15 protein-coding genes, 1 tRNA gene and 2 rRNA genes are annotated in these 25095 nt (G+C 57.2%); 10 read left to right on the forward strand and 8 right to left on the reverse strand.

All coding sequences use genetic code 11. The features are described from left to right. Positions 1 to 7: 7 nt before the first annotated feature. Positions 8 to 889 (forward strand): bifunctional DNA-formamidopyrimidine glycosylase/DNA-(apurinic or apyrimidinic site) lyase, encoded by an 882-nt coding sequence (gene mutM, locus THTE_RS13380; protein ID WP_095415900.1) that lies wholly within the window; start codon positions 8 to 10, stop codon positions 887 to 889. A gap of 42 nt (positions 890 to 931) precedes the next feature. Here mutM and THTE_RS13385 read toward each other — a convergent pair whose 3' ends face one another. From THTE_RS13385 to THTE_RS13410, 6 genes are all read right to left on the reverse strand, one after another. After that, positions 932 to 1516, reverse strand: coding sequence for a methyltransferase family protein (locus tag THTE_RS13385; protein WP_157732096.1), 585 nt, complete (start codon positions 1514 to 1516; stop codon positions 932 to 934). A 349-nt stretch (positions 1517 to 1865) separates the two neighbouring features. Further along, complete coding sequence (locus tag THTE_RS13390; protein WP_095415902.1) at positions 1866 to 2999, reverse strand: hypothetical protein; 1134 nt, start codon at positions 2997 to 2999, stop codon at positions 1866 to 1868. Beyond that, the gene (locus tag THTE_RS13395; protein WP_095415903.1) at positions 2996 to 4387 is read right to left on the reverse strand and encodes a cytochrome ubiquinol oxidase subunit I; all 1392 of its coding nucleotides are present in this window, start codon (positions 4385 to 4387) and stop codon (positions 2996 to 2998) included. The genes THTE_RS13390 and THTE_RS13395 overlap by 4 nt, the downstream gene beginning before the upstream one ends. A 262-nt stretch (positions 4388 to 4649) precedes the next feature. After that, complete coding sequence (locus tag THTE_RS13400) at positions 4650 to 4880, reverse strand: YgaP family membrane protein (RefSeq protein WP_095415904.1); 231 nt, start codon at positions 4878 to 4880, stop codon at positions 4650 to 4652. 135 nt (positions 4881 to 5015) lie between these two features. Beyond that, the gene (locus tag THTE_RS13405) at positions 5016 to 5246 is read right to left on the reverse strand and encodes a hypothetical protein (RefSeq protein WP_095415905.1); all 231 of its coding nucleotides are present in this window, start codon (positions 5244 to 5246) and stop codon (positions 5016 to 5018) included. Positions 5247 to 5330: 84 nt separating this feature from the next. Next, positions 5331 to 5579, reverse strand: a complete 249-nt coding sequence (locus THTE_RS13410) for an anti-sigma factor family protein (RefSeq protein WP_095415906.1) — start codon at positions 5577 to 5579, stop codon at positions 5331 to 5333. Between the two features lie 322 nt (positions 5580 to 5901). Between THTE_RS13410 and THTE_RS13415 the strand changes: the two genes are divergently transcribed. The 4 genes from THTE_RS13415 (at position 5902) to THTE_RS13430 (ending at position 13790) form a co-directional block, all read left to right on the forward strand. After that, entirely contained in the window at positions 5902 to 8196 is a 2295-nt protein-coding gene (locus THTE_RS13415) for an alpha/beta fold hydrolase (RefSeq protein WP_168175862.1), read from the forward strand. 265 nt (positions 8197 to 8461) lie between these two features. Beyond that, positions 8462 to 10453: a cytochrome c peroxidase gene (locus tag THTE_RS13420; protein ID WP_157732097.1), complete on the forward strand. Its 1992-nt coding sequence runs from the start codon at positions 8462 to 8464 to the stop codon at positions 10451 to 10453. A 78-nt stretch (positions 10454 to 10531) separates the two neighbouring features. Continuing rightward, a complete protein-coding gene (locus tag THTE_RS13425) occupies positions 10532 to 11368 on the forward strand; it encodes a glycoside hydrolase family 16 protein (protein WP_095415909.1) in 837 nt (278 codons plus the stop codon). 193 nt (positions 11369 to 11561) lie between these two features. Further along, positions 11562 to 13790 (forward strand): glycosyl hydrolase 2 galactose-binding domain-containing protein, encoded by a 2229-nt coding sequence (locus THTE_RS13430; RefSeq protein ID WP_095415910.1) that lies wholly within the window; start codon positions 11562 to 11564, stop codon positions 13788 to 13790. 107 nt (positions 13791 to 13897) lie between these two features. Here the strand turns inward: THTE_RS13430 and THTE_RS13435 are convergent, their stop codons facing one another. Continuing rightward, complete coding sequence (locus THTE_RS13435; protein ID WP_157732098.1) at positions 13898 to 14515, reverse strand: hypothetical protein; 618 nt, start codon at positions 14513 to 14515, stop codon at positions 13898 to 13900. A gap of 220 nt (positions 14516 to 14735) precedes the next feature. Here THTE_RS13435 and THTE_RS13440 point away from each other — a divergent pair, with 220 nt between their 5' ends. Both THTE_RS13440 and THTE_RS13445 read left to right on the forward strand, forming a co-directional pair. Continuing rightward, positions 14736 to 17696: an HzsA-related protein gene (locus tag THTE_RS13440; RefSeq protein WP_168175863.1), complete on the forward strand. Its 2961-nt coding sequence runs from the start codon at positions 14736 to 14738 to the stop codon at positions 17694 to 17696. Positions 17697 to 17787: 91 nt separating this feature from the next. Then, complete coding sequence (locus THTE_RS13445; RefSeq protein WP_095415913.1) at positions 17788 to 19065, forward strand: competence/damage-inducible protein A; 1278 nt, start codon at positions 17788 to 17790, stop codon at positions 19063 to 19065. 52 nt (positions 19066 to 19117) lie between these two features. On the opposite strand, the gene THTE_RS13450 is transcribed toward THTE_RS13445, so the two are convergent. Further along, a complete protein-coding gene (locus tag THTE_RS13450; protein WP_095415914.1) occupies positions 19118 to 20818 on the reverse strand; it encodes an ABC1 kinase family protein in 1701 nt (566 codons plus the stop codon). A gap of 688 nt (positions 20819 to 21506) precedes the next feature. On the opposite strand from THTE_RS13450, the gene THTE_RS13460 reads away from it, so the two are divergent. The 3 genes from THTE_RS13460 (at position 21507) to THTE_RS13470 (ending at position 24858) form a co-directional block, all read left to right on the forward strand. Next, positions 21507 to 24427 (forward strand): 23S ribosomal RNA (locus THTE_RS13460). A 102-nt stretch (positions 24428 to 24529) separates the two neighbouring features. Next, a 5S ribosomal RNA gene (gene rrf, locus THTE_RS13465) occupies positions 24530 to 24637 on the forward strand. Between the two features lie 148 nt (positions 24638 to 24785). After that, a tRNA-Arg gene (locus THTE_RS13470) sits at positions 24786 to 24858 on the forward strand. The last annotated feature ends 237 nt before the right edge of the window (positions 24859 to 25095 follow it).

Consider the following 25095-nt stretch of genomic DNA (forward strand, 5'->3'; position numbering starts at 1 on the left):
GAGGTTTATGCCGGAGCTTCCAGAAGTTGAGACGATGCGACGCGGGGTCGCGCGACTCCGTGGTGCGCGCATTTGCAGCGCGGAAGTTCCCGTTCTCAACGTTGAGCCCATCGAATATCTTCCCGCGCCCGGGGAGCTGTGCCGACGCCTGGCAGGTCGCCGCGTGGAAGGCGTGGATCGGGTCGGCAAAAGGCTTCTGATACGGCTTGATGGAGAAGAGGTCCTCGTCATCGAGCCGCGAATGACGGGACGGGTCATGGTCGATCCCCCCGATAATCTGTCCCATGTCCGTTTGAAGCTCCGATTGTGTTGGGAAGAGAATTGCGAAACGGGGCGACAGCATCTGCTGGTTTTTCGCGATACACGCGGTCTGGGGGTTGTTCGCCTGATCTCCGAGGACGATTGCCGCAGGGAATTGGGACCCGAGAAGATAGGGCCGGATGCCCTGGCGATTACCTGGTCGGAACTGCGGAACCGGTTGCGGAAGCGGCGCTCTCCCATCAAGGTGGCTTTGATGGATCAATCGGTGATGGCGGGCGTGGGAAACATCTATGCGTCGGAGGCCCTCCATCGCGCAAGAGTCCATCCACAACTTCCCTGCTGTCTTCTTTCTAGTTCGCAATGGCGAGCTGTCACCGAGAGTCTTCACCAGGTTTTGCGGGAGGCTATCACCTTGCAGGGGTCCACACTCGGCGATGGCGCCTACGCAACCCCCGAGAATACGCCCGGGGGGTATCAGAACGAACATCGCGTGTATCAGCGTGAAGGAGAGAAGTGTCGGCAGTGCGGAAAAGGGATCATCCGCCGGATAGTGCTTGCCCAGCGTTCCACTTTCTTCTGCCCCGTGTGCCAGCGGCTTCCCCTTCGGCTGAGACGGAGGCTCGCCTGAGAATCATTCATTCCGGCAGGGCGACCCGTGCAACTCGCGCGATCAATAGAGGCGGAAGAGAACGGGGACGAGATGGTGGATATGGGCCCATTCCAGAATTTGCACCCCGGGGTAGATCAGGCCAATGAGGGCGGCGTCCAGCACCGCGCGGGTGAACACGGGATAGTTGATAACGCCCTCGGCAGGACTGTGGAACTTACTCCATTGGGGCCACCACCGGGGCGTGGACTTGGCGTAAGCTTGATATTGTTCGCCAAAGGAGGCACGCAGATGTTGCTCTTCCCGTCGCATGGCCGGCCAGTGGGTGACGAGAAAAATCCCCAGAAAAATGGCCGTCAGGGTCAGCGATTCCAGTGCTAGTCCCGTCCCGATAAACCCCAGCGCAGTGAACAAATACAGCGGGTGCCGACTGAGTGAGTAAGGTCCCGAAACGACCACTTCTCGGTTCTTTTTGCCCGCAATGTACGCAGCCGCCCAGATTCGACCGACGGCCGAAAGGAAAATCGCCGCGCAGCCCAGGGTTTCCATGCTGAGATTGAGAGGGCCGTCCTCCCTGTACATATGGTGGGAAAACAGCACAAGAGGAATGACGAGTGCTATCAGAAGTTTCGCCGCATTCAGTCGCATGATTTCTAGCAGTCGTTCATTCCACACCCTGTACGAGAACGGAAAGGAACCCAGCACTTGCAAATTCTGGCAGTAATCTTTAACAAAATTTTGTCGGTCCGGCAAGACACAAATCGCTGGATTCTCGATGCCTGAACCACCTGCCGGCCACGGGACCGGCGCGCTTTCAAAAAATCGAGCGTCGGATCTGATTGTCTTTTTTCGAAACGTGAGGCAGCACCGCACGGCGCGCCACTGCCGGGACAGTGCCCGGGACCACGTTGTCCGTTCGCGACGGTGTTAAAAACGGCTATCCTCTCCTTTAACTGGTAGCCCGAGGCCGGGCCGAACCAACACTGTCGCGGCCTCATCACGATTCTGCGACTGAAGGCTCTCCGCGATGAACACGCACGAGCTGCTGGAGCATCCATACAAGGACCACCGTGCCCACGGCAAACGTTCCCAGAAAGAGCGCCATCGGCCCCCAATCCGGCTTTTCGGGAATTTTCCAGACCGGTGCGTAGTGGGCCAGTTCGATGTTCTGAACGATCTGCCGGCTCACCGCGTTGAGTGTGATGACCACCAGTTGGGCAACCCCTGCCAAAGCTGCTGTCAGGGGAGAGAGTCCTCTGATGCGGATCAGGAACAGCACAACCAGGACAAGAGCCGGTGATGCCCCCGTGAGAACGGTCAGTGGCAGCCGCCAGCCGCTCCACATGTATTGGAAGACTTCCTTAGGCCACGAACCGAAGACATATCCTGTTCCGGATCCCACGTAAATGACCGCACCTATGATCCCGAGCACAAACGCATACTTTGTCAGCCACTGGCGGTACGAGGCGTCGGCTTTTGCATCAAAGAACATTCCATCGATAAGAGACCACGCGGCGGTGGTGAGGAAAGCCATGCCCAGCACCATCGGCCAGCGGTGCCAGAGTGAGGAATCGGCGAAATTGTGACCCGTTCCTGTCGCAGCCCCGGCCACCTGGTGTGCCAGCCAGATCGACTTCCATCTTTCGGGGGCTGCCATCAGGCTCATCCCGTTGGAAAAGAGGATGGCAATGATCAGAAAAAACACCGCCGCCACCCAGCCCGCTGCATATCTCCATGCCGGCATGGGACGGTCCGGTTTCACTCCAAAGGCAAATGCGTATACCCCGTAGTAAGCAACCAGAAGCAGGCCGATGATGGCCAGCCAGAACCATGCCGTCAGGATCGTGGCTGGGTAAAATGCCCACGGGTAAGCCACTTGAATGAAAAGGAGTGGCACAATCCCAAAATTGACGCCGAATGCGATAATCACTGGCATGAGGGTTGCCAGTCGCTCTGCCCATTGCCGCGGATGACCTTCGCGCTTGTAAAGCACAAGCGTCAAAAACATCCCCGCGAACCACAGGTTCATGGGCACCATGTGCAGAATAAATCCCAGGACTTTAAAAAACTGGATAAACCAAAATGGTGCGGGCAGAGGGCCAAGGGTTGAAGGATCAACCGGTTCCATCATCGGCGTGCCTCCAGTTGCTCAAGCGTGGGATAGATACCGCGAGGCCGTTCGGGAGCAATCGACAAAAGATAGTCCGTCACGAGTTCTGCCTCCTCCGGAGTTCCCGACCAGGGAGGCATGAAATAGTGCGTCTCGTGCAGATGGCGAATCATATCAACGAGCATCTCCCGAGGACGTGAAAACAAGAGCGGACCCACGGCAGAGTACCCCGTCTCGGCTGCATGGCAGTCATTGCAGTGGTGCATAAAGATCACCTGCCCCAACAACCGTCGATCCTGTTCTGAGAGTTGAAGAAGCCTCTCGGGCAGGATGCGTCCGTTTTGGATAACCTGCGGATAACGGTCGGCCACGAATTGCCGAGTCCACCAACCACTTTGCAGGAAGCCTTCTTTTCGAAACTCAGGGACCTCTTTCTCCAGAATCTGGTTACCCAGCACCACCCCATACACAACATAGGGTTTCCGTACGGCCTCGCGGATGAATTCTCCTGTGCTGAAAGCGGCCAAGCCAAAGAGCAGGAGCGCCGCGGCGAAGCCAGGCGTCATCCAGCCAGGATTCCGGTAGGGCCCCAGATACAGCAGGACAAACACCACAATGGTGAGGGCGAAAATCAGCACCGTGAGGACCGTCAGGACGGCAGCCGCTTCCAGGGCCATGCGGGCAGAGGGTGGCAGGAAGGCCAACCACGCCAACCCGCCCACGGTGATCAAAACCGCGCCCAAAAGTGCCGGTCGAGTCGAGCGCTGGATAATGAGGTTTCGAACTTCTCCGCCTGGCAGGGTGAGCGAGCTGTGGAGATATACGTACAGCGCGGTCAGCAGAATGGCTCCGCCCGTTCGGGAGATGACCTGCGGGACAAACTGGGGATTGAAGAAACCGCGCCAGAACGAAGGCGACTCGAGCCAGGTTCCCGGGTGCAGCATAAACGCGGTGATGCCCGTGATGAGCACAAGGCTCATCCAGGCCGATATCGCGTAGATCCAGGCGATTGCTTGGTGAATTCGCGGCGGTAGTCGATCCCAGTAGTAGTAAAAAATGAAGGCCGATGTCAGTTCCAGGACGAAGAACACCCATTCTGTCGCCCAACCGAACACGAACGTATGAATGAGGACTTCAGTGGCCAGGGGTGAGGCAAGGCCGATGGTCCACCAGATCCCGACCCCCGTGATGGCTCCGAAGACTACCGTCAACAGAATGAAAAACGGGGCGTGACGCTTCAAGTAGGCCAGATATTCGCGATTGCCCGTGCGGTAGGCATGCGACACTTCCACTGCGAAAAAGAGTCCACCTCCCACCGCATAATGAGACACGAGAACGTGCAGCACCGCGATGATGGCTATGAGCATGGGGGCCGTGAGAACGGGGACGTACCACCAGGGGTAATGCATCAGTGCGACCCTCTCCACGAAGCGACCTAGAAACGATCGTTCCCAGCGGAAAATACCTTTATACTGGCGGCCGAACCTGGCGATGACGGATCCGGCGGTTCACCGCTCCTTCCGACTTAAGCGCGAAAGGCCCGGTCGTGCGGATTCACGGCATACCAGGCCACGCGTGGCAGAAACGTCGCCGTCACGACGCCGTCCCTGCATTAAAACTGTCATTATTGGGAAAAGCCCGGGGTAAGACAACTATCGCTTGACGATGCTTTCAGCCTGTAGCCTGGGAAGTCTTCTGTGGATCGCACGAGCAGCACGGCTGGAGGCCGAGCTTACTCAGAATCCATACCGCGGGGCACCAGTTGGTAAAAGCTGACTGAAAAAGATTCAGACCGGCGAAAATAGTCAGAATGAGCCAATACGGAGAGTGGATCCATGCCAAAATGGCGCTCGTCGTCACCACCACTCCGGCCATCAGTCGCAAGCCACGTTCAATTGTCATACCCAGAGCCTCCTTATCTCAGAAAGTTTTCGGAACCCAGGAAAAAGTCGCTGTGATCAGTCCCACTTGAACCGATAACGCCCGATGATTGGCTGAGCATACCACCCGGTTGGTAATCCAAACGATGCCCAGTCTTCACCGCGACGGTTTCCCGCTATTTTCTTCCGCAGACAGATCCCCCACCTTCTCGGATGCCTCGGCGGTTTGAGGCGGCCTGTCCGTCGTCGCCGGCTCGATGGTGCACGACGATGGGCCACAGCAACCGCCGCTCATGCAGGTGGGAATGCCGAGCCAGGGGAGCACCCATTTGTTCAGAACGATCCACAACCCCAGAAAGAGCAAAATGACCAGGGCGTCACGATTCATTTTCTTTGATCCTCCAAACCATGGCGACTGGTAACCTTGGCTTGCCGCATAATAAGCGACGGCCTTGGATGATCTAGGAAACGGTTACACCTGTGTCTTGAATTTGGCCTGCCATTTCTGCCGCAGGCACTCGTGCAACCGCTCGTGAAGTTCCGGGGGTAGTTCATAAGGCTCTTCACCCTTATACAGGGTCACAGTCTGCCTAAGTGTGTCCACGACAACCCGGCAGGGATTACACCCCTCCAGGTGCCGCTGGAGCATCTCACACAATTGGGGGTCTATTTCCCCATCGATGTAGGCATTTAAGGCGGCAAGAAGGTCTTGGCATTTCATGGTTACAGCCTTCTTCCAGGGGCCAGGTAATCCATTACAGTCGGATGTTCGAACCAGGTTCCAGGTTACACCAGTTCGCCGATTACCCGCCAGCCAGACTGGTCCCAGGCGAGTGGCATGCGCCCACCGATGGACCTTCGCTCCTTGGCAGAGCAGGTGGAATCCACATTCCGCGAGCAAGCTTTGGCAGCGAGCGTTCGATGTCAGCACCCTCCCCGGAAGCTACGGTCTGACGATCTGGTTTGGATTGCGGCGCGCGATAGAATGGGTCGCAGCGTTGAGTCGAACCCTACGTTCCATCGCGGTTGGAGGAGGCCGGAGCATGCCACAGCAGCGTCAATTGTTTGCGCGGCGGGCCAATGGCCTGCGACTACCAGCATTGGGCCGACGGGGGAAAACCGTCAGCCGTCTCGCGGATTGGGCAGGTTTGCTGTTCTGGATCGCCTTTCTCCTCGCGGGGTTTAGATCGACAACCGTCATCTGCGGCGAAGTGGGATTTCCCCGTTTTCGTGTTCATGTGCTCGATCCTGATGCCCAGTTCTGTGCCTGCGGTGTTGTGGACGTCAATCACGACGGCAAACTGGACATCGTTTCGGGTGGCTGGTGGTATGAGGCACCCGCCTGGAAACGCCATTTCCTCCGCGATGTGCCAGTGATTCGAGGACGGTTCGACGATTATTCTAATCTCATTCTGGATGTTGACGGGGACGGGTGGGATGACCTCATTAGCGCCAATTATCGGAGTGAGCTTCTCCTGTGGATTCGACACCCCGGTCCCAGTCTGGAGCCCTGGGAAGTGAGGGAGATCGCTAAACCTGGGCCGATGGAAACAGGGCGGCTCTATGATATCAATGGTGACGGCCAGCCGGACGTTCTTCCCAACGGGGTCAAATTCGCGGCCTGGTGGGAGTTCAAGCGGGCACCGGATGGAAGCGTGACTTGGCACCGGCACGATCTCCCTGCGGAGGTCGCCGGCCACGGGATTGGCTTCGGCGATGTCGATGGGGACGGCAGAGGGGATATCGTCACGAACCGCGGTTGGTGGCAGCAGAAGGGCTCTCCGGATGAGCCCCAATGGGCAAAGCAACCGGAGTTTGAACTTCACGAGGATGCCAGTGTGCCGATCGCCGTCGTGGATGTGGACGGCGATGGAGATTCAGACATAGTGTGGGGGCGGGGGCATAACGTCGGGCTTTACTGGTTGGAGCAGCGAGCTGTCAATGGAACACGGAGTTGGGTATTCCATGCGATTGACACCAGTTGGTCCCAGGCCCATGCGCTCCTCATTACCGACGCCAATCACAATGGACGGCCAGAGGTGATCGCGGGCAAGCGCTATCTGGGACACGACGGACGTGACCCCGGGGAATGGAATGCACCTGTCATCTATGCCTATGAATATGATCAGAACGCTCATGTGTTCACGCGTTACCCGATCGCTGAGGCTGTGAATGTGGGTTGGGGATTGGATCCCAAAGCGGCTGACCTGGATGGGGATGCGGACGTTGATTTTGTGGCAGCCGACCGGAACGGCCTGTTTTGGTTTGAGAACCTGGGGACACAGGGAAGTGACGATTTGAGGCTTCGTGAAGAAGATTCCCTGTGGGCAAAACAGAATCACCAGAAGCCGCTCCAGTTTGTCGAAGAAGACGGTGCGTCCCGCTCGATCACATCGCTGAAAGAGTGGGGTTACCGCCGATGGCACATTCGGAAAGGCATGGAGGCGGTCATGGGCGGCTTGCCCGGTCCCGAGATGAGGGTGTCTCTGGATGTGCAGGTGGTCGAGTCCCAGGACACAGAATCCTATCGGCGAATCAAGCTCACCTACCAGGCGGATCCCTGTGACCGCGTTCCGGCGTATCTGCTGATTCCGCACGAAATCCGCGGCCGCCATCCGGCTGTCCTGTGTCTCCATCAAACCACGTCTCTCGCTAAAGATGAACCTGCCGGTACACGTCCGGGGGCCGCCTACCCTTATGCTCACGAGTTGGCTTGTCTGGGGTACGTGTGCGTGGTGCCCGACTATCCCTCGTTTGGTGAGCATCCGTACGACTTCCGCCGCCATGCCGAGTACGCGAGCGGGTCGATGAAGGCCATTTGGGATAACGTTCGCGCTCTGGATTTGCTTGAATCCTTGCCGGAGGTCGATCGAGACCGAATCGCCGTGATTGGCCATTCTCTCGGTGGACATAATGCACTCTTCACGGCGGTGTTTGACGAGCGGATTCGGGCGGTGATCTGCAGTTGTGGATTCACAGCTTTTCATCGCTACTATGGTGGGAAAATCGGTCCCTGGGCGCAGGACCGCTACATGCCCCGCGTGAGGGACGTCTTCGGTAACGACCCCGGGCGAATGCCGTTCGATTTCCACGAGGTTCTCGCAGCGCTGGCTCCCCGCGGTGTCTTTGTCAACGCGCCGCTGCGGGATGACAACTTTGATGTGGAAGGTGTGCGCGAGGTGGTGGCCAGCGCAGGGGAAGTTTTCCACCTTTACGGGGCAGAGAACAGTCTTGTGGTGATCCATCCGGATGTCGGGCACGGCTTTACGCCGGAAATTCGACAACAGGCCTACGATTGGCTCAATAGGCAGTTCAACTGGAAAGGCTCGCCGAAATGATTCAGGTGGCATCGAAAGTGCAAACCAGTTCGCGGAAGTGGTTGACGGATGGCGACCGCTTTTAGAAAATGCCACTTGCCTTCAGATACAGCGGCCGGAAGCCGCGATGGTAAACCCGCAAGCGAGAAGTGGTTTCCCCCATGGCATGTTGGTCATCGTGAGAAAGGTTCTAGCCTCTTACCGTGCAGGGGGATCTTCAACGATCGTCAGCCGGGACCTGTTGCCTCTTGAGCAATCGTTGCGAGATTCACCGGGAGGTGAACGCATGGGGTTAAAACGCAGTGTTGAATGGGCGAGCTTGGCATGTGGATCAAAAATCTCGGTCAGGGACACTGTCGTACGCTTTTTTTTGCTTGTTGTTCTGATTTACGGCGTCATGTGGGCAGATGTGGGCCGGTCGGAAGAGCTGGTCCCCGGTTATCTCGGTCCCTGGCAGGTGCGTGCCACGCCCGATGGTGCGAGTGTCTTTGTCTTGTGCAAGGATGCCGCGAAAATCGCCGTTATTGACGTGGCCAGTCAGCAAGTGACCCGATGGATCAACGTACCGGCAGATTCTCATGACTTCGTGATCAGTTCGGATGGAAAAGTGATCTATGTGGCGGCCGGCGTTTCAAATGGCATCGTTGCCGAGATCAAGGGTGATGATGGCACCCAAGTCCGCCAGATCCCTGTGGGACACACTCCCGGCGGGCTGGCTCTCTCCAAAGAAGGCCGTCGGATTTATGTGTGCAATCGGTTTGATAATACCGTTTCCGTGATTGATCTTGCTGCCGGTCGGGAGGAGAAACGCCTGGCCGTTACCCGCGAGCCAGTGGCTGCGGCCCTTACACCGGACGAAAAGCGGCTCTTTGTAGCCAACCTCCTTCCGCTGGATCGGTGCGACAGCTACGATGTGGCGGCCGTGGTCTCTTGCATCAATACATCCAACTTCGAAGTCCACCCCATCCGACTCCCCAACGGCTCGACCGATGTTCACGGCCTTACCATTTCGGCGGATGGAAAATGGGTGTACGTCGTCCATGTGCTGGCGCGTTACCAAATGCCTACCACACAACTGGAGCGCGGCTGGATGAACACCAACGCGCTGACGATCATAGATGCGGAAAATGAGCGGGTTTTCAACACCGTTCTCCTCGACGACGTGGATCTTGGCGCTGCTCTCCCGTGGGCTGTGGTTTGCTCTTCCGACGGTCAAAAACTTATGGTTTCGCATGCGGCAACGGACGAGATTTCCGTCATCAACATTCCCGCCGTGCTGGAGAAACTGGCGAAACTACCGCCGACTCCGGAGGCCGCTCAAGCGGCGGGATTGGTCTATGACGGATCGCAGACATCCCTCAGTGCCGCAGACGTGCCCAATGATCTGTCCTTTCTGGTGGGGCTCAGGGAGCGGATTCCCCTGTATGGGCTGGGACCTTACGACTATTTGAGTGCCGATCCAGAAAAAATCGTTAAGGGGGCGCGAGGTCTCGCCCTGGTTGGTACCAAGGTTTTCGTCGCCACCTACTTCGGGGACCTTGTCACCGTTGTGGATTTGAACGCTTCCAAATATCGGCGGCTTAGCTACGTGCCCTTGGGTCCGAAGCCGGTTCTTACGAAGGAAAGGCTGGGCGAACTTTATTTCCACGATGCCAGCCTGTGTTTTCAGCACTGGCAAAGCTGCGCTACCTGCCATCCGGATGGACGCGTTGACGGCCTGAATTGGGATCTCCTCAATGACGGATTGGGGACCCCGAAGAACAATAAAAGCTTGCTGCTGGCTCACCAAACACCACCGTCCATGTGGGAAGGGGTGCGAGCCACCGCCGAAGAGGCGGTCCGGTCCGGAATCCGACACATTCAGTTTGCCGTTCGTCCAGACGAAGACGCGCAGGCGATTGACGCGTACCTCAAGTCATTGCGGCCGGTGCCGAGTCCCCATCTCGTCAACGGCCAGTTAAGCGAGTCCGCCCGCCGGGGGCGGGAACTGTTCTTCAGCGAACGGCTCAAATGCCATCACTGTCATCCTGAGCCGCTTTATACGGATTTGAAGAAACACAATGTGGGAAGCCGCGGGCCGCTGGACCGCTCGAGCGAGTTCGATACGCCCACCCTGATTGAAGTGTGGCGAACCGCCCCCTATATGCACGACGGGCATTATCTGACTCTCGAGGAACTATTTCGAGAGGGTAAACACGGGGAAACGGCTGGTAGCGATGTCGGCAGCCTGACGGACCAGGAATTGCACGACCTATGCGAGTTTGTGCTGTCCTTGTGAACGCTATCAGGAATAATCGCTTTCGCTGGATGGTGACCTGGATGGTCATGTGTGTGCCATTTTGAGGAGACTAATGCCATGCTGAAATCCCACTGGAAAGTGTTTGTCACGGTTTTGTGTGGTGCGCTGGGTTTGGGCCTCGGGTTGTCTCACTCCAGGCTTTTGGGTGCTGAACCGGCACAATCCGTGTCTGTGGCTGATTTGCAGCCGCAGGATCCACTGCCGCAACTTCCCCCGGGGAAAAAATGGGTGCTTGTTTGGCACGACGAATTTGACGGCGACAAAATTGACACGAGCAAGTGGGAGATTTATGGAGACTGGCCCCGACGGGACGGATTCTGGGTGAAGGAAGATTCTTACCTTGATGGAAAGGGACACCTTGTCATTCGGACAAAAAAGGACGGCGAGCGCTACACCTCGGGCGCGATTGCGACGCGGGGAAAGTACGAAGTCAAATACGGTTATCTTGTGTGCCGGTGCACCCATCCCAAACAACCGGGGCTTTGGGCGGCATTTTGGCTGATGGGCGCGGGGGTGACTCGCGTGGGGGACGAAGGTCGCGATGGCACGGAAATCGACATCGTGGAAATGCCCTATCGTGATGGCCGCCTGACGAGCAACCTCCACTGGGATGGTTATGGTAAGGACCACAAACACGCGGGGACAACGTTCAGCAGACCGGAGGTGCTTGAGGGATTCCATACCTACGGACTGTGGTGGAAGCCCGACGAGTACGTGTTCGACGTGGATGGAAAGGAGACCTGGCGAACAAGCGCTGGTGGAGTGTGTCAGGTTCCGCTCTACATAAAACTGACGGTGGAGATTGGTCCCTGGGCGGGGGACATCAAAAAGGCCCAGCTTCCGGAAGAATGGCTGATTGACTACGTGCGAGTCTATCAGGTGGTGGACGAGTAAGTCCTCACCGGGCACCTTTTGCATATGCCTCCGGAACCGCGCAGTGGATTTGCGCAAAAGTGAATCGTTTTTGCGCAAATGTGTTTTGCAATCTTATCGCCGGCCGCCTATCCTGGATAGGAGCCACGAGCAGCCGACTTAAAACCAAGGTGCAAGTTTCTGCGGTATCCAACATGAAGATGAGGAGACACCGATGAAGAGACTGCTTGTGTGGACCGGTGTTGTGATTGGACTGTCGTTTTCAGTTCTCCCAGGTTGGGGAGAATCCTGGAAACCCGCTCCCAGCCCGTTGATGACGCGCTGGGCCAAAGATGTTTCACCGGATCGGGTTTGGCCGGAGTATCCGCGCCCGCAAATGGTGCGCGAAAAATGGGTCAATCTCAACGGGCTGTGGGATTATGCAGTGACACCCAAAGATGCTTCTCAGCCGGAAAAATGGGATGGGCAAATCCTGGTCCCATTTTGCATTGAATCGGCCCTCAGCGGAGTGGGCAGAAAAGTACAGCCCACCGAGCGACTATGGTACCGGCGAAAATTCACAACTCCCGAACTACCTCAAGGCGGACGATTACTGCTCCATTTCGGGGCGGTGGACTGGCAGGCCACAGTTTGGGTGAACGGCCGGCAGGTCGGAGAGCACACCGGGGGGTATGATCCATTTACTTTCGACATCACGGAGTGCCTTAAGCCCGGCGAGAACGAACTCGTCGTGGCGGTCTGGGACCCCACTGACACCGGCTGGCAACCGCGGGGGAAGCAGGTCCTCAACCCCAAAGGGATATGGTACACGGCCGTGACCGGAATCTGGCAAACCGTATGGCTCGAACCGGTCCCCGCTCAGTACATCGAAAAACTGAAACTGGTTCCGGATATCGATCGAGAACGACTCGTCGTGACGGTCTATGCTCCCCCGGGATTGAGCGTTGGTCTGAAGGCTCGTTTTGCCGGTCAGGACGTAGCGGAAACAAGAGGTCCCGCGGGCCAGCCCATCGAGCTGCGGATTCCCCAGCCCAAACTGTGGTGGCCGGAGGAGCCGAACCTCTACGACTTGGAAGTGTCGTTGCTTTCCGATGGTCGAGTTGTGGATAAGGTGGAAAGCTATTTTGGCATGCGGAAGGTCTCCGTGGAGAAGGACGAGAAGGGCATCAACCGGCTGATGCTCAACGGGAAATTCATCTTTCAGTATGGGCCTCTTGATCAGGGTTGGTGGCCCGATGGGCTTTACACTCCCGCCAGCGATGAGGCGATGAAGTTCGACATTGAAATGACCAAAAAGTTTGGCATGAATATGGCTCGTAAGCACGTCAAGTACGAGCCGGAGCGGTGGTACTACTGGTGCGATAAACTCGGCCTTTTGGTATGGCAGGACATGCCCTCGGGAAACGCCGACCGCAACGAGGAAAGCCGCGCCAACTTTCGTAGAGAGCTTAAGGCAATGATCGACGCACGGTTCAATCACCCCTCCATTATCATGTGGATTCCCTTCAATGAAGGCTGGGGTCAGCACGATACCTGCGACATCGTCAACTGGATCAAGGAATATGATCCTTCGCGGGTGGTGAATGAAGCCAGCGGCTGGCACGACAACGGTTGCGGGGACATCTCCGACATGCACCGCTATCCCGGGCCGGGGGTGCGTCCGATCGAAGAAAAACGGGCGTGCGTCCTCGGCGAGTTCGGTGGGCTGGGCATGCCCATTCCCGGTCATCTCTGGAAAGAGCAGGGAGCGTGGGGCTATGTGGCCTATGCCGATCAGGAGGCCCTCACCGATGCTTACTGCGAGCTGCTGGCCCAGGTTCGGTTCCTGATCCCGCAGGGGCTCTGCGCGGCGGTGTATACCCAGACGTCCGACGTGGAAATCGAGGTCAATGGTCTGATGACCTACGACCGGGAAGTGATCAAAATCCAGGTGGACCGTGCGGCAGAGGCAGCCAGACGGCTTCATTTGCCTCCACCCACCGTCCAGGTTCTGGTACCCACGTCTGAGCGTCAAGGCCAGGTGTGGCGTTACACCATGGAGACGCCCTCCGAGAATTGGATGACGCCCGAGTTTGACGACTCAGCGTGGAAAGAGGGGCCAGGCGGCTTCGGAACGGAGGGCACACCCGGAGCGGTGGTGCGGACCGTCTGGAATACTTCGGACATCTGGCTGCGACGGAGTTTCGAGCTCACCAAGCTCCCCGAGCACGGCGAATTGGCCTTGGCGATTCACCACGACGAAGACGCCGAGGTCTATCTCAACGGGCAGCTCATCAAAAGAACGAAAGGATTTCTTACCGGCTACACGATCGTGCCCCTGACGGGTGAGGCAGTTCGAAACGCCCTCAAACCGGGGCGCAACGTGCTGGCCGTGCACTGCCACCAGACACGCGGTGGACAGTATATCGACGTGGGACTCACTTTGATTGTCGAGAAAGAATAGCCCCCGACCGCCGGAGCGCAACAGGCCTTCGCCTTCGTGGGCGGTTCATGATAGCGTGTGCCCGTAGGCTGGCTTTACCGCGCTCGCCCCCTCTGGGGCGAGTTTTTTTACGCCGGAGCCACCATCGAGCAATCGAGCGATCGCGCCGGACAGTGCGAACAGTCCCCGTGTCCGCCCCCGGCTGGCTGGGCCACGTGGAGCCGACGGATTTCGACTGTTGTCTGAAGTCCGGCCGGATCGTAGGAGATTGTCCGCGACACCGGTTCGTTCTCAACCGCCAGCATGACGTACCACATGGTGCTCGCCCGATCCATGGCCTGTTGGTTGAGGGCCTGAATAGTGGCCAGCGCCTGTTCGTAACTGAGCTGGTCTTCCTGCAGCGTTCCGTGGGTGCGACAGATGCACAGGGGCATATCGAGCGGCGAGTTCGGCTCCCAGCCAGGAGGCCACCAGATCGAAGCGATCTTGTAGCGCAGGGGCGTGCAGATACGGAGGCCCGGCCAGGTTTTGCCCGGGCAGCCCACTTCGCATACGACAGCCCACCGGCCTTTCCGTTCCGACCAGGTCTGCTGATTAAATTGAATCGCTTCTCTCACTGCCGAGAAAAAGTCCTCTGTTTCAAGGAGGCGCTCGTTCGGCTGCGGTGGCTGGGCAGGGACATCATCCGGCGATGCCGGGGTCCAGTTTTCATCGACCGGTATCAGCACAACGCGGTAACATGCCATGACAATTGCCTCGAACGGAATCGATCTTACACGGAAACTGTCCCATGGTTCCTTCACGATAGTATAAACCATCGCTCGCCGGAGGGCGAACGATGGGAACCAAGATACTGTGAGCCGGTGCTCCGCTTTACGCATGCCTCCGCCGGGGTTAACATACATCGCGCCGCGAAAATCGGTAACAACTGTCCAATTTACGTTTATTCCTGGCAGGAGGGCTGCCATGCAAGATGCCAGAACCGCTGCTCCAATCTTCTCCTGGTCATTCCGCAGCATGGCCACCAGTAAACTGAGATTGCTCGCCGTGGTTTGGATGAGCTTGTCGTTAAGCTCTGCTGCCTGGATTCTAGCGATGCAGCCCGTGCTCGCTGGCGGGCCGTCCCAGCGGGATGAAATTCAGGTGACCATCACGCGGCAAGATTTGGAACGGGATTATCTCAGGCAGGTGGAACTCCGTGAGTGGAGTACCGCGGCGCAGCAAGCAAGAACCACCGCCGACGATGCTCGGGGGGCCTGTGACGGAATCAAAGACGGCAAATGGGGATTTCACACCGAACGAGAGTCAAGGCCATGGTGGCAGGTCGATCTGGGACGTCAATATCTTGTAGAGTCGATCGTGGTGTACAATCGTTGCGACACGGTGGCCTCTCGGTCGGCACGGTTGCAGGTGCTCATCTCTCCAGACGGGGGCCAGTGGACCCAGGTCTATCAGCATGATGGGAGCGTATTTTACGGTTTCACCGATGGCCGACCGCTACGCATTACCCTCAATAAGCTCCCGGCAAGATTTGTACGGGCACAGCTTCCCGATACAGAATATCTCCACCTCGACGAAGTCGAGGTGTATGCCGAGGAGAATGGCGAAGTTCGGAATGTTGCCCTCTACAAGGCAGCGGATCAAAGCAGCCTGAGCATGTGGTCGAGATGGCATCCCGAGGGTGCACCTCACGCGCGGTGTTATCCCGTGCAGAAAACCGTTGAGCGAGGTTTGGCCCTGGCGGAGGAACTCCTCCAATTTGCCTCGCTCGATCCCGAGGCGGGAAGGATTATTGGGGAGGAAATGGAAAAACTCCGTCAAATCGCGGCAGAGGCGCGAAGCCCTGAGGCGGCGGATCAAAATGTAACCCGAGAACTCTATTTGCGGGCCTGCCTGGTTTCTCGACGCATCGCTCTGTTGAATCCCCTCCTCAATTTTGAAAGTCTCGTCTTTGTCAAGCGCAAGCCGCCGGTATTTCATCATATGTCCGATCAGCACTACGGCTGGTGGTGCCGACCAGACGGTGGCCTATACATTCTCGAGGGATGGAAAAGTGAGGCTCCACGGCTGCGGTGTCTGACAAGTTCGCTTCCTTCGGGGTCGGTTATTCGCCCGGATATTTCATATGATGGTAAGCGGATTCTGTTTACTTACGCTCGATATTATCCAGAATTACATAAGCATCCGAATAAATTAGACAAGAATAATATTCCCGAAGATGCCTTTTACCACGTCTATGAGGTGAATGTCGATGGCACGGAATTGCGTCGATTAACATATGGTAAATTCGATGATATCGATGCGCGGTACTTGCCCGACGGCCGAATTGTCTTTCTTTCCACGAGGCGCGGTGTGGCCACTCAGGTTCTACCGGATGTGAATCAGGTGACAACTGCGCCGCAACCCGATTGTTATGTTCGCTGCGGGGGAGGTCCCGAGCGACCGGTCGCGATTTACACGCTCCATGTCATGAATGGTGACGGCAGCAATATCCGGCCGATATCGGCCTTTGAGAGTTTTGAATGGCATCCCTGTGTCGATTTTTCCGGCAGAATCCTGTATGCCCGGTGGGATTATGTGGACCGGCATAATCAGCCGTTTATGGGGCTGTGGTCCACGCTGCCGGATGGTACCGGCGTGCAGGCGGTGTACGGCAATTTCACCTGGAATCCGTTATCAGTATTTGAAGCACGCCCGGTGCCGGGGTCGCACAAAATTGTGTTTACAGCATCGGCCCATCATTCGATCACCGGAGGAAGTCTGGTCTTACTCGATCCCCGTCGGGGAACGGATGACGAGGCCCCCCTAACCCGTCTTACGCCGGAAGTGTGTTTCCCGGAGAGCGAGGGCTGGCCTGCCCATTATTATGCCAATCCGTATCCGCTCAGTGAAAAATTCTTTCTCGTGTCGTGGAGCGATAAACCTCTCGCAGACCATGGGGGACAAATGGACGATGCTGGTCCCGGGCTGTATCTCTACGATGCCTTCGGCAATCTTCACCTCATTTATCAGGATCCCGAGATTGGCTGCGAATGTCCCCTTCCTCTGGCTCCCCGTCCGCGACCTCCTGCTGTAGCCAGCGAATCGCAGGCCCTTGCGCGTGACACGGCCACATGCGTAATCGCCGATGTTTACGCGGGAATGCCTACAGTGGCACGTGCGGCGGTAAAAAAACTCCGCATTGTGGGACTTCCCGTCAAAACTCATCCCACCATGAATTACCCGGAGTTAGGTTTGACCCACGAGGACCCCGGCAAGTTTGTGCTGGGCACGGTGCCGGTGGAACCGGACGGTTCGGCGTATTTTCGCGTTCCAGCCGGTATTTCCGTTTTCTTCCAGGCATTGGATGAAAGAGGAATGGCCCTCCGAACGATGCGTTCGGCCGTTTATTTCCAGCCAGGGCAGACTGCGAGTTGTATTGGATGCCACGAGTCACGGCAGATGGCACCTCCGAGCAAGACGATCGCCGCGCTCAGAAAGGAGCCGCAGCCAATTCAACCAGGTCCAGTGGGGAGTTGGCCGCTTGATTACAACGAGCTGGTGCAGCCGGTCCTGGATCGGCACTGTGTGAGGTGCCACAACCCTTCCGGGGAAGGCAAAAATTGGGATCTCTCAGCGGGCCAATCGTGGGAAACGCTTGTCCGTTACGGCAAACCCAGTTTGGCAGACCTGGTACTTGAAGGATACAGGCGGGGACGGTCTCTTCCCGGAGAAGGATTAGCTGCCCGCGCCCCGCTGATTTCCCTGCTTGTGAAAGGCCATTATCAGGTTGCTCTGCAAGCCGAGGATTGGGAACGCCTCATCATCTGGATGGATCTCTACGGGCAGAAGCGAGGTTATTTTGACGACAGACAGTACCAGGAGCTGGTGAACCTGCGAGAGCAATTGAGAGGGGTACTCGTCGGTATGGCGGATGCGGCACCTTGAGACGATCTGACAGGTTGCCTCGTGCCAGCGGGTGCAACCTCAATGTAAAAGTATTTCTACCAAGTGTATCCCGTGGTCAGCAAACCAGAGAATGGATGTAGCCATGTTGGGAGAAATCATCGCCATCGGAGACGAAATCACAAGTGGTCGAATCCTCGATACCAACAGTCAGTGGCTCAGCCTGCGGCTCGAAGATTTGGGGATTCGCGTGCTATTCCACACGGTTGTGGGCGACGAACTGCAAGCCATGGTGGCCGTATTTCGTCAGGCCATCGAGCGTTCCGACGTCGTCGTTACGACAGGCGGACTTGGACCCACAGCGGATGATCTGACCCGAGAAGCACTGGCCAACGCTACGGGGCGCCAACTGGTCGAATATCCCGAGGCCCTCGAGCACATTCGCCAGTTCTTCCAATCGCGGCAGCGCCCAATGCCGGAACGCAATCGCGTCCAGGCAGCTTTTCCGGCGGGAAGCGAAATGATCCACAATCCGCGGGGAACCGCACCGGGTATTTTTATCGCTGTTCCACGTGATGGCCGATCGCCCTGTTATTTTTTCTGTTTGCCGGGCGTGCCCTCAGAAATGCGGGAAATGTGGCCTCAGGTAGAAGAGCGACTCCGTCGTCTCGGGGCAGGACGCGAGTATATTCTCCATCGGGACATCAAATGTTTCGGAGCGGGCGAAAGTCAGGTGGAGGCCATGCTGCCTGACCTTATCCGGCGGGGCCGCGATCCTCTGGTGGGCATCAATGCCTCGCAGAATACCATCATCCTCCGCATTTCCACCCGCGGCGCGAACCGGGAGGAATGCGAAGCCAAGGTAGAACCGGTGGTTCGGACGATTTACAGCATTCTGGGCGATCTCGTTTTTGGGGAGAATGAGATCGAACTCCAGGATGTCGTGGTGGGGCAGCTTCGCGAGAAACGCCTCTCACTTGCGCTTATAGAGACAACGACTGCGGGGCTGGTCAGCCAATGGCTCAAGGCAGCGGAGAATAAACAGAGTGGAACATACCGCGGAGCACTCATCGTGGAGGATCTCGCCACAGCAGAAAGGCTCCTGACAGGTGTCGGCAGTCGGCCAATATCAAGCGACAACGGCGAATCTGAGTCGGCGCCGGGAGGGCTGCCCGTGTCCTTGGCCCGCCGTCTGTCACAACTTTTCCGAGCAGACATCGGTGCCGTAGCGGGACCCCTTCAGTTTCTCAATGATGAGGGGACGCTTGTCGAGTTTTCACTCGTTTTTTGCCAGGGCGAGCGTGTTCTGGAAAAGACGATCCGTTTCAGCAGTCATCCCGATTTTCGCCAAATCACCGTGGCCAAGCACATCCTCAACACGCTCCGTTTGTGGCTCAAAAACGGAACTTGAGGGAATGGATTGATCCCGCGGTGGTTGGGCCCCCCGAGCGGGAAAGCGCAATTTAGAGTCGGTCGAATAAGCCCGACTTGCAAATTGTCCGCCATAGACGCCATCCCCAGACGACGCTTATCCCTGCTCCCAGCGCGCCCGGAAAAGACAGATTCTGCATATGACCGTTAAAAAGGCTCCCGATCCAGGGAAGATCGCCCAAAAGGGGTGGTACCTGGAAAGCGAGCATCAGGGAACAGCCCACAAACAGCGCACTCGCCAGCAGTCCGGAGACCAGTCGATTGGCGGAAGGCTCCAGGCCACGGTGCTCGAGGCGGATGTCGAACTGTCCGCTTCGGATATGATCGAAAAGGTCCAGAAGATTTTGGGGGAGTGCATCGAGCAGGTGTTGAAAACGCCATGTCGCGCGACGGAGTTTTCGCAGTCGCCGGCGGAGGGAGAACTGTTGCCAGAAAAACTCTTTCTGGTATTCCTGAATCACGTAAAGAAGATGAAATTTGGGATTCAGCAGCTGAGCGGTCCCTTCCAGAATCACAAGAGTTTTTAAGAGAAGGGCAATACGGGCAGGCAGCATGATCCGGTACCGGCGGAGGATTTCAAACATCTCGTTGAGTGCTCCGCCGAGATCAAACTGATCAATGGGCAGGTGCCCGTAGTAGGACACATAGTCCGTCAAATCCACGGTCAAGCTTGCCCGGTCCAGATCGCGAGGCCCCTTGCCAATATGGCTGATGACATCCGCCAGTGTGATGGCATCCTGCGAAGCAAGCCCGGAAAGCAAAACCTGAACGTCTTCCCGGAGTTCATCATCCAGACGGCCCACCATCCCAAAATCCAGAAGTCCCACCCGACCGTCCCTGAGGATGAGGATATTTCCTGGGTGCGGATCCGCGTGATAAAAGCCGTCCTGAAAGATCATTTTTAGGTACGCGCGGGCACCACGGAGTGCCACGGCCTGGCAATCGATTCCATCCCGCTCGATTCGTGCGTGGTCTGCCAGTTTGATCCCGTCCAGGTATTCCATCGTGAGCACCCTTTTGGTGCTGAATTCTGGAAAAGCCCGGGGGATCTTAAGATCCTCGCTGTTCTGAAAATTTGCTTCAAATTCCTGAAGATTGCGCAATTCCCGCTGGAAGTCGAGCTCCCGCGTCATGGTCCGTTTGAGCTCGGCCATCAGTGCCGCGGGACGGTAGGTCTGGAGATCCGGTAATTTCTCAGCGAGCATGGCCAGAGCACTGAGAATTTCCAGATCGACGAGGACTTTCTGCTCGATCCCGGGATGCTGGATTTTCAGCACGACGCGGCGGCCGTCTTTCAACCGTGCCGCGTGCACCTGGCCAATGGAAGCCGAGGCGAGTGGCTCTTCTTCAAACTCGGCAAAAAGTTCCTCCGGATCTTGGCCCAACTCCGTGCGAATGACATGCCGAATTGCATCGGGTGGGTCGGGCGCCACATGTTCCTGAAGTTCCTCAAGTTCTCGGGCAAGTTCCACGCCCACCACGTCGGGCCGCGTGCTGAGCACCTGTCCTAGCTTGATGAACGTCGGGCCCAATTCCGTTAAGGCAAGTCGAAATCGGGTGGTCCAGGGCAGTCGCGCGACGATTTCTCCGGTGGGCCCTTTGATGAGATCGCGGGCTATTTCCAGGCCGAGGCGGTCAATCCAGTCCGCAAGGCCGTACTTGCTGAGCACGGATAAAATCTCGGCCCACCGGGTGCCGTGGCGATAAATCTGCCGGACGGGGAATAGATGCATGTCGCCTGAGCCCTCGGTAAGAATGGGGTTTAGGTCAACCGCCGGGGGACGGATCACCGTCTCGTCGCGTCAGCCGGTTGTCCCTCAACTGTGGGTGCCGATCGGCCGATAATGACTCCTGGATGCGCTGCCTTTGCCCAATTCCATCATAGTTCGCAGGAAATCGAAAGGGGCGTGCTTCGGGCCCCCTTGACGCTCCCAGAGATGTCTGTGTAATGAGAAATACCAGGAGCAAGTGGGGCCCGGTTGGGACGATCAAAAAATCGGAAGCCGGGGGTTGATCCTGAAAGGCAGCGGCCCCTATAATGACGAATGCCAGCTGAGTAATAGCCGCAAGAAGCCTAAAATGAGGATGAAAAGGCACGGCGGGGAGGGGTTGACAGGAAGTTGGGCGGGGCGATAGATTGAGAATGTCAGGAGTTAAAAAAGCTCCTGGCGGCAAACGAACAGGGGACGTAGTTTGGAAGCAAAGTGCGACCCCAGTTGGTTTGCCGCGGAGTGATGACATCAGGTTGTCGCTCCGTGTTTTGTTCTTTGACAATTCGGTTGTGATCTTTGGTGGCATCTGATGCCGAGCGTACGAGGCTACGGCCGAGCGTGTTATCCAGATGACATGTTCGGCTGGAGGCGAGCGTAGCGAGCTTGGGTATCGGCGGCCCGCCGGAAGGTGGGAGCGTTCGATACATGTGGCCAAGCTCCTAAGGGCGTACGGTGGATGTCTTGGCGTCGAGAGGCGATGAAGGGCGTGGAAGACTGCGATAAGCCCGGGGGAGCTGTCAAACAAGCGATGATCCCGGGATCCCCGAATGATCACACGCTGAACCCATAGGCGTGTGAGGCGATACCCGGCGAACTGAAACATCTTAGTAGCCGGAGGAAAAGAAAGAAAACTCGATTCCCTAAGTAGCGGCGAGCGAAAGGGGAACAGCCCAAACCGTGGGGATTTTCCCTGCGGGGTTGTAGGGCCTCCACATGGGTGATGTGAACGGCTAGCTGAACCATCCTGGAAAGGTGGACCACAGAGGGTGACAGTCCCGTAAGCGAAAGCTGGCTCACAGCCCGGAGGTACCTGAGTAGGTCGGGGCACGTGGAACCCCGACTGAAGCTACGGGGACCATCCCGTAAGGCTAAATACTCCTCGACGACCGATAGTGGACCAGTAGGGCGACCGAAAGATGAAAAGAACCCCCGTGAGGGGAGTGAAAGGAGACCCTGAAACCGTATGCCTACAAGCGGTCGGAGCACCGATTTCCTACCCCGCAAGGGGTGAGGTAGGTGTGACGGCGTGCCTTTTGCATAATGATCCGGCGAGTTACTGTCGGCGGCTTGGTTAAGGCCTTCCGGGCCGAAGCCGTAGGGAAACCGAGTCTGAATAGGGCGTTTTGTCGCCGGCAGTAGACGCGAAACTGCGTGACCTACCCATGGGCAGGGTGAAGCGCGGGTTACACCGCGTGGAGGCCCGAACCCACTTGGGTTGAAAACCGAGGGGATGACCTGTGGGGAGGAGTGAAAGTCTAATCAAACGCAGAGATAGCTCGTTCTCTCCGAAATAGCTTTAGGGCTAGCCTCGAGACACTACGCACCGGGGGTAGAGAGACTGAATTGGCATGGGGGCCTTCGCCGGCTGCCCAGCCGAACCAAACTCCGAATACCGGTGCGACTATCTCGGGAGTCAGTCCCTGGGGGATAAGCTCCAGGGTCGAGAGGGAAACAACCCGGACCACCAGCTAAGGTCCCTAAGTAAGGCTCAGTCACAAAGGAAGTGGGGTTGCTGAGACAGCCAGGATGTTGGCTTAGAAGCAGCCACCATTTAAAAAGTGCGTAAAAGCTTACTGGTCGAGCAACCCTGCGCCGAAAATGAACGGGAGTAAGCCTTACACCGAAGCTGTGGGCTACGCTACGCGTAGCGGTAGGAGAGCGCTGTAGAGCAGATACAGGCCGCTTCGTGAGGAGCGGTGGCGGGCTCTACAGGTGATTATGCCGGAATGAGTAACGATAAAGCAGGTGAGAATCCTGCTCGCCGAAAGCCTAAGGTTTCCTGGGGAAGGTAATTCCGCCCAGGGTTAGCCGGTACCTTAGTCGAGGCCGAAAGGCGTAGACGATGGACAGCAGGTCAACATTCCTGCGCCACTGAGGAGGACTGATGGAGGGACGGCGTCCGTAGGGTGATCGGACGGTTAGAAATGTCCGTGTACCGTTCTGAGGTGGGGGTAGGCAAATCCGCCCCCGCAAGCCGAGGGACGGGACCCACCGCGTTTTGTTCGGGAAGTCATCCGAAAGACGCCCGAGAAAAGCTCCTAAAGGTTGAATCCTCAGTGACCGTACTAAAACCGACACAGGTAGGCGAGACGAGTAGTCTCAGGCGCTCGGGAGAACGCTGGTTAAGGAACTCTGCAAAATGGCCCCGTAACTTCGGGAGAAGGGGTGCCCTCGGAGGTGATGAGCTTCTGGGGGTCTCAGTAAATCGGCTCTGGCGACTGTTTATCAAAAACACAGGACTCTGCTCAACTCGTAAGAGGATGTATAGAGTCTGACGCCTGCCCGGTGCCGGTAGGTTAAGGAAGCGGGTTAGCCGCAAGGCGAAGCTCGCAACCGAAGCCCCGGTAAACGGCGGCCGTAACTATGACGGTCCTAAGGTAGCGAAGTTCCTTGGCGGGTAAGTTCCGTCCTGCATGAATGGCGTAACGACCGGAGCACTGTCTCAACCAGCGACCCGGTGAAATTGTAGCTGTGGTGAAGATGCCACATACCCGCGGCTAGACGGAAAGACCCCGTGAACCTTTACTGTAGGCTGGTATTGGGCTGTGGTGTATCTTGTGTAGGATAGGTGGGAGGCTGTGAAGCCGGGACGCCAGTTCCGGTGGAGCCGCCCTTGAAATACCACCCTGGATACACTTTAGTTCTAACTCCGATTCCCGTAAACCGGGCGGAGGACAGTGCCAGCTGGGCAGTTTGACTGGGGCGGTCTCCTCCTAAAAAGTAACGGAGGAGTCCAAAGGTACCCTCAGCCTGGTCGGCAATCAGGCGTTGAGCGCAAAGGTAGACAGGGTGCTTAACTGCGAGACCGATGGGTCGAGCAGATACGAAAGTAGGGCTTAGTGATCCGGTGGTCCCGGATGGAAGGGCCATCGCTCAACAGACAAAAGGTACTCCGGGGATAACAGGCTTATCGCGCCCGAGCGTCCATAGCGGCGGCGCGGTTTGGCACCTCGATGTCGGCTCATCGCATCCTGGGGGTGGAGAAGCTCCCAAGGGTTTGGCTGTTCGCCAATGAAAGCGGTACGTGAGCTGGGTTCAGACCGTCGTGAGACAGGTCGGTCCCTATCTACCGTGGGCGCACGAGGCTTGAGGAGGGTCCTCCTTAGTACGAGAGGACTTGGAGGGACGCACCTCTGGTGTACCAGTTGTCGCGCTAGCGGCACGGCTGGATAGCTATGTGCGGAAAGGATAAGCGCTGAAAGCATCTAAGCGCGAAGCCCTCTCCAAGATGAGGCCTCGTAAGGGTTCTGACCCGAAAGCCCCCTGGAAGACTACCAGGTTGATAGGCCGGGTGTGTAAGCGCAGCAATGCGCTGAGCTAACCGGTACTAACGGGCGAAAGCTTGGCCACATGTATCAAACGCTCCCGCGCTCGACATCAACCCGCCACCAAGGATACAACCGCCCCCTCCCTCCGACCGATGTCCGTCTCACTAGACGGCATCGGTCCTTTCCCGGTGGCCATACCCGGAAGGAAACACCCGTTCCCATTCCGAACACGGCCGTTAAGCTTCCGGGGCCGATGGTAGTACCAAAAGTGCGAGAGTAGGTGCTGCCGGGATTAATCCACCAACCCCCTGATGGTGATCCATCAGGGGGTTCCTTTTTTGATCCATCCATCCACTTTGCCATTTCGCATTCGTTCCGACTCGTATCCCTGCGCGACACGCGCGAAATGTGCTATGATCACAAAGTGCGATTGCGCTTGGGCGCCTGTAGCTCAGGGGATAGAGCGGCGGTTTCCTAAACCGTAGGTCGCAGGTTCGAATCCTGCCAGGCGCGCTAAGTCATCTTGCAACAATAAGTTACGTTTCGCATCCCGTTGCAAAACATAGCTATTCATCGATACTTGGGACGAAAAGTTCTTCATCTTGCCATCTCTTGCGCGAACCTGCTGTGCCGCATTTTGTGCCACCTGTGTGCCGGATTCTGTGCCACTGTTCATCTGGACACTACCGGCCGTCTGGGAGTCGTTTGTGACCGGCCGGGCGGGGTATCCAATCGCCTGTGCGAAGTCGG

This window comes from Thermogutta terrifontis (assembly GCF_002277955.1).
GTDB lineage: Bacteria > Planctomycetota > Planctomycetia > Pirellulales > Thermoguttaceae > Thermogutta > Thermogutta terrifontis.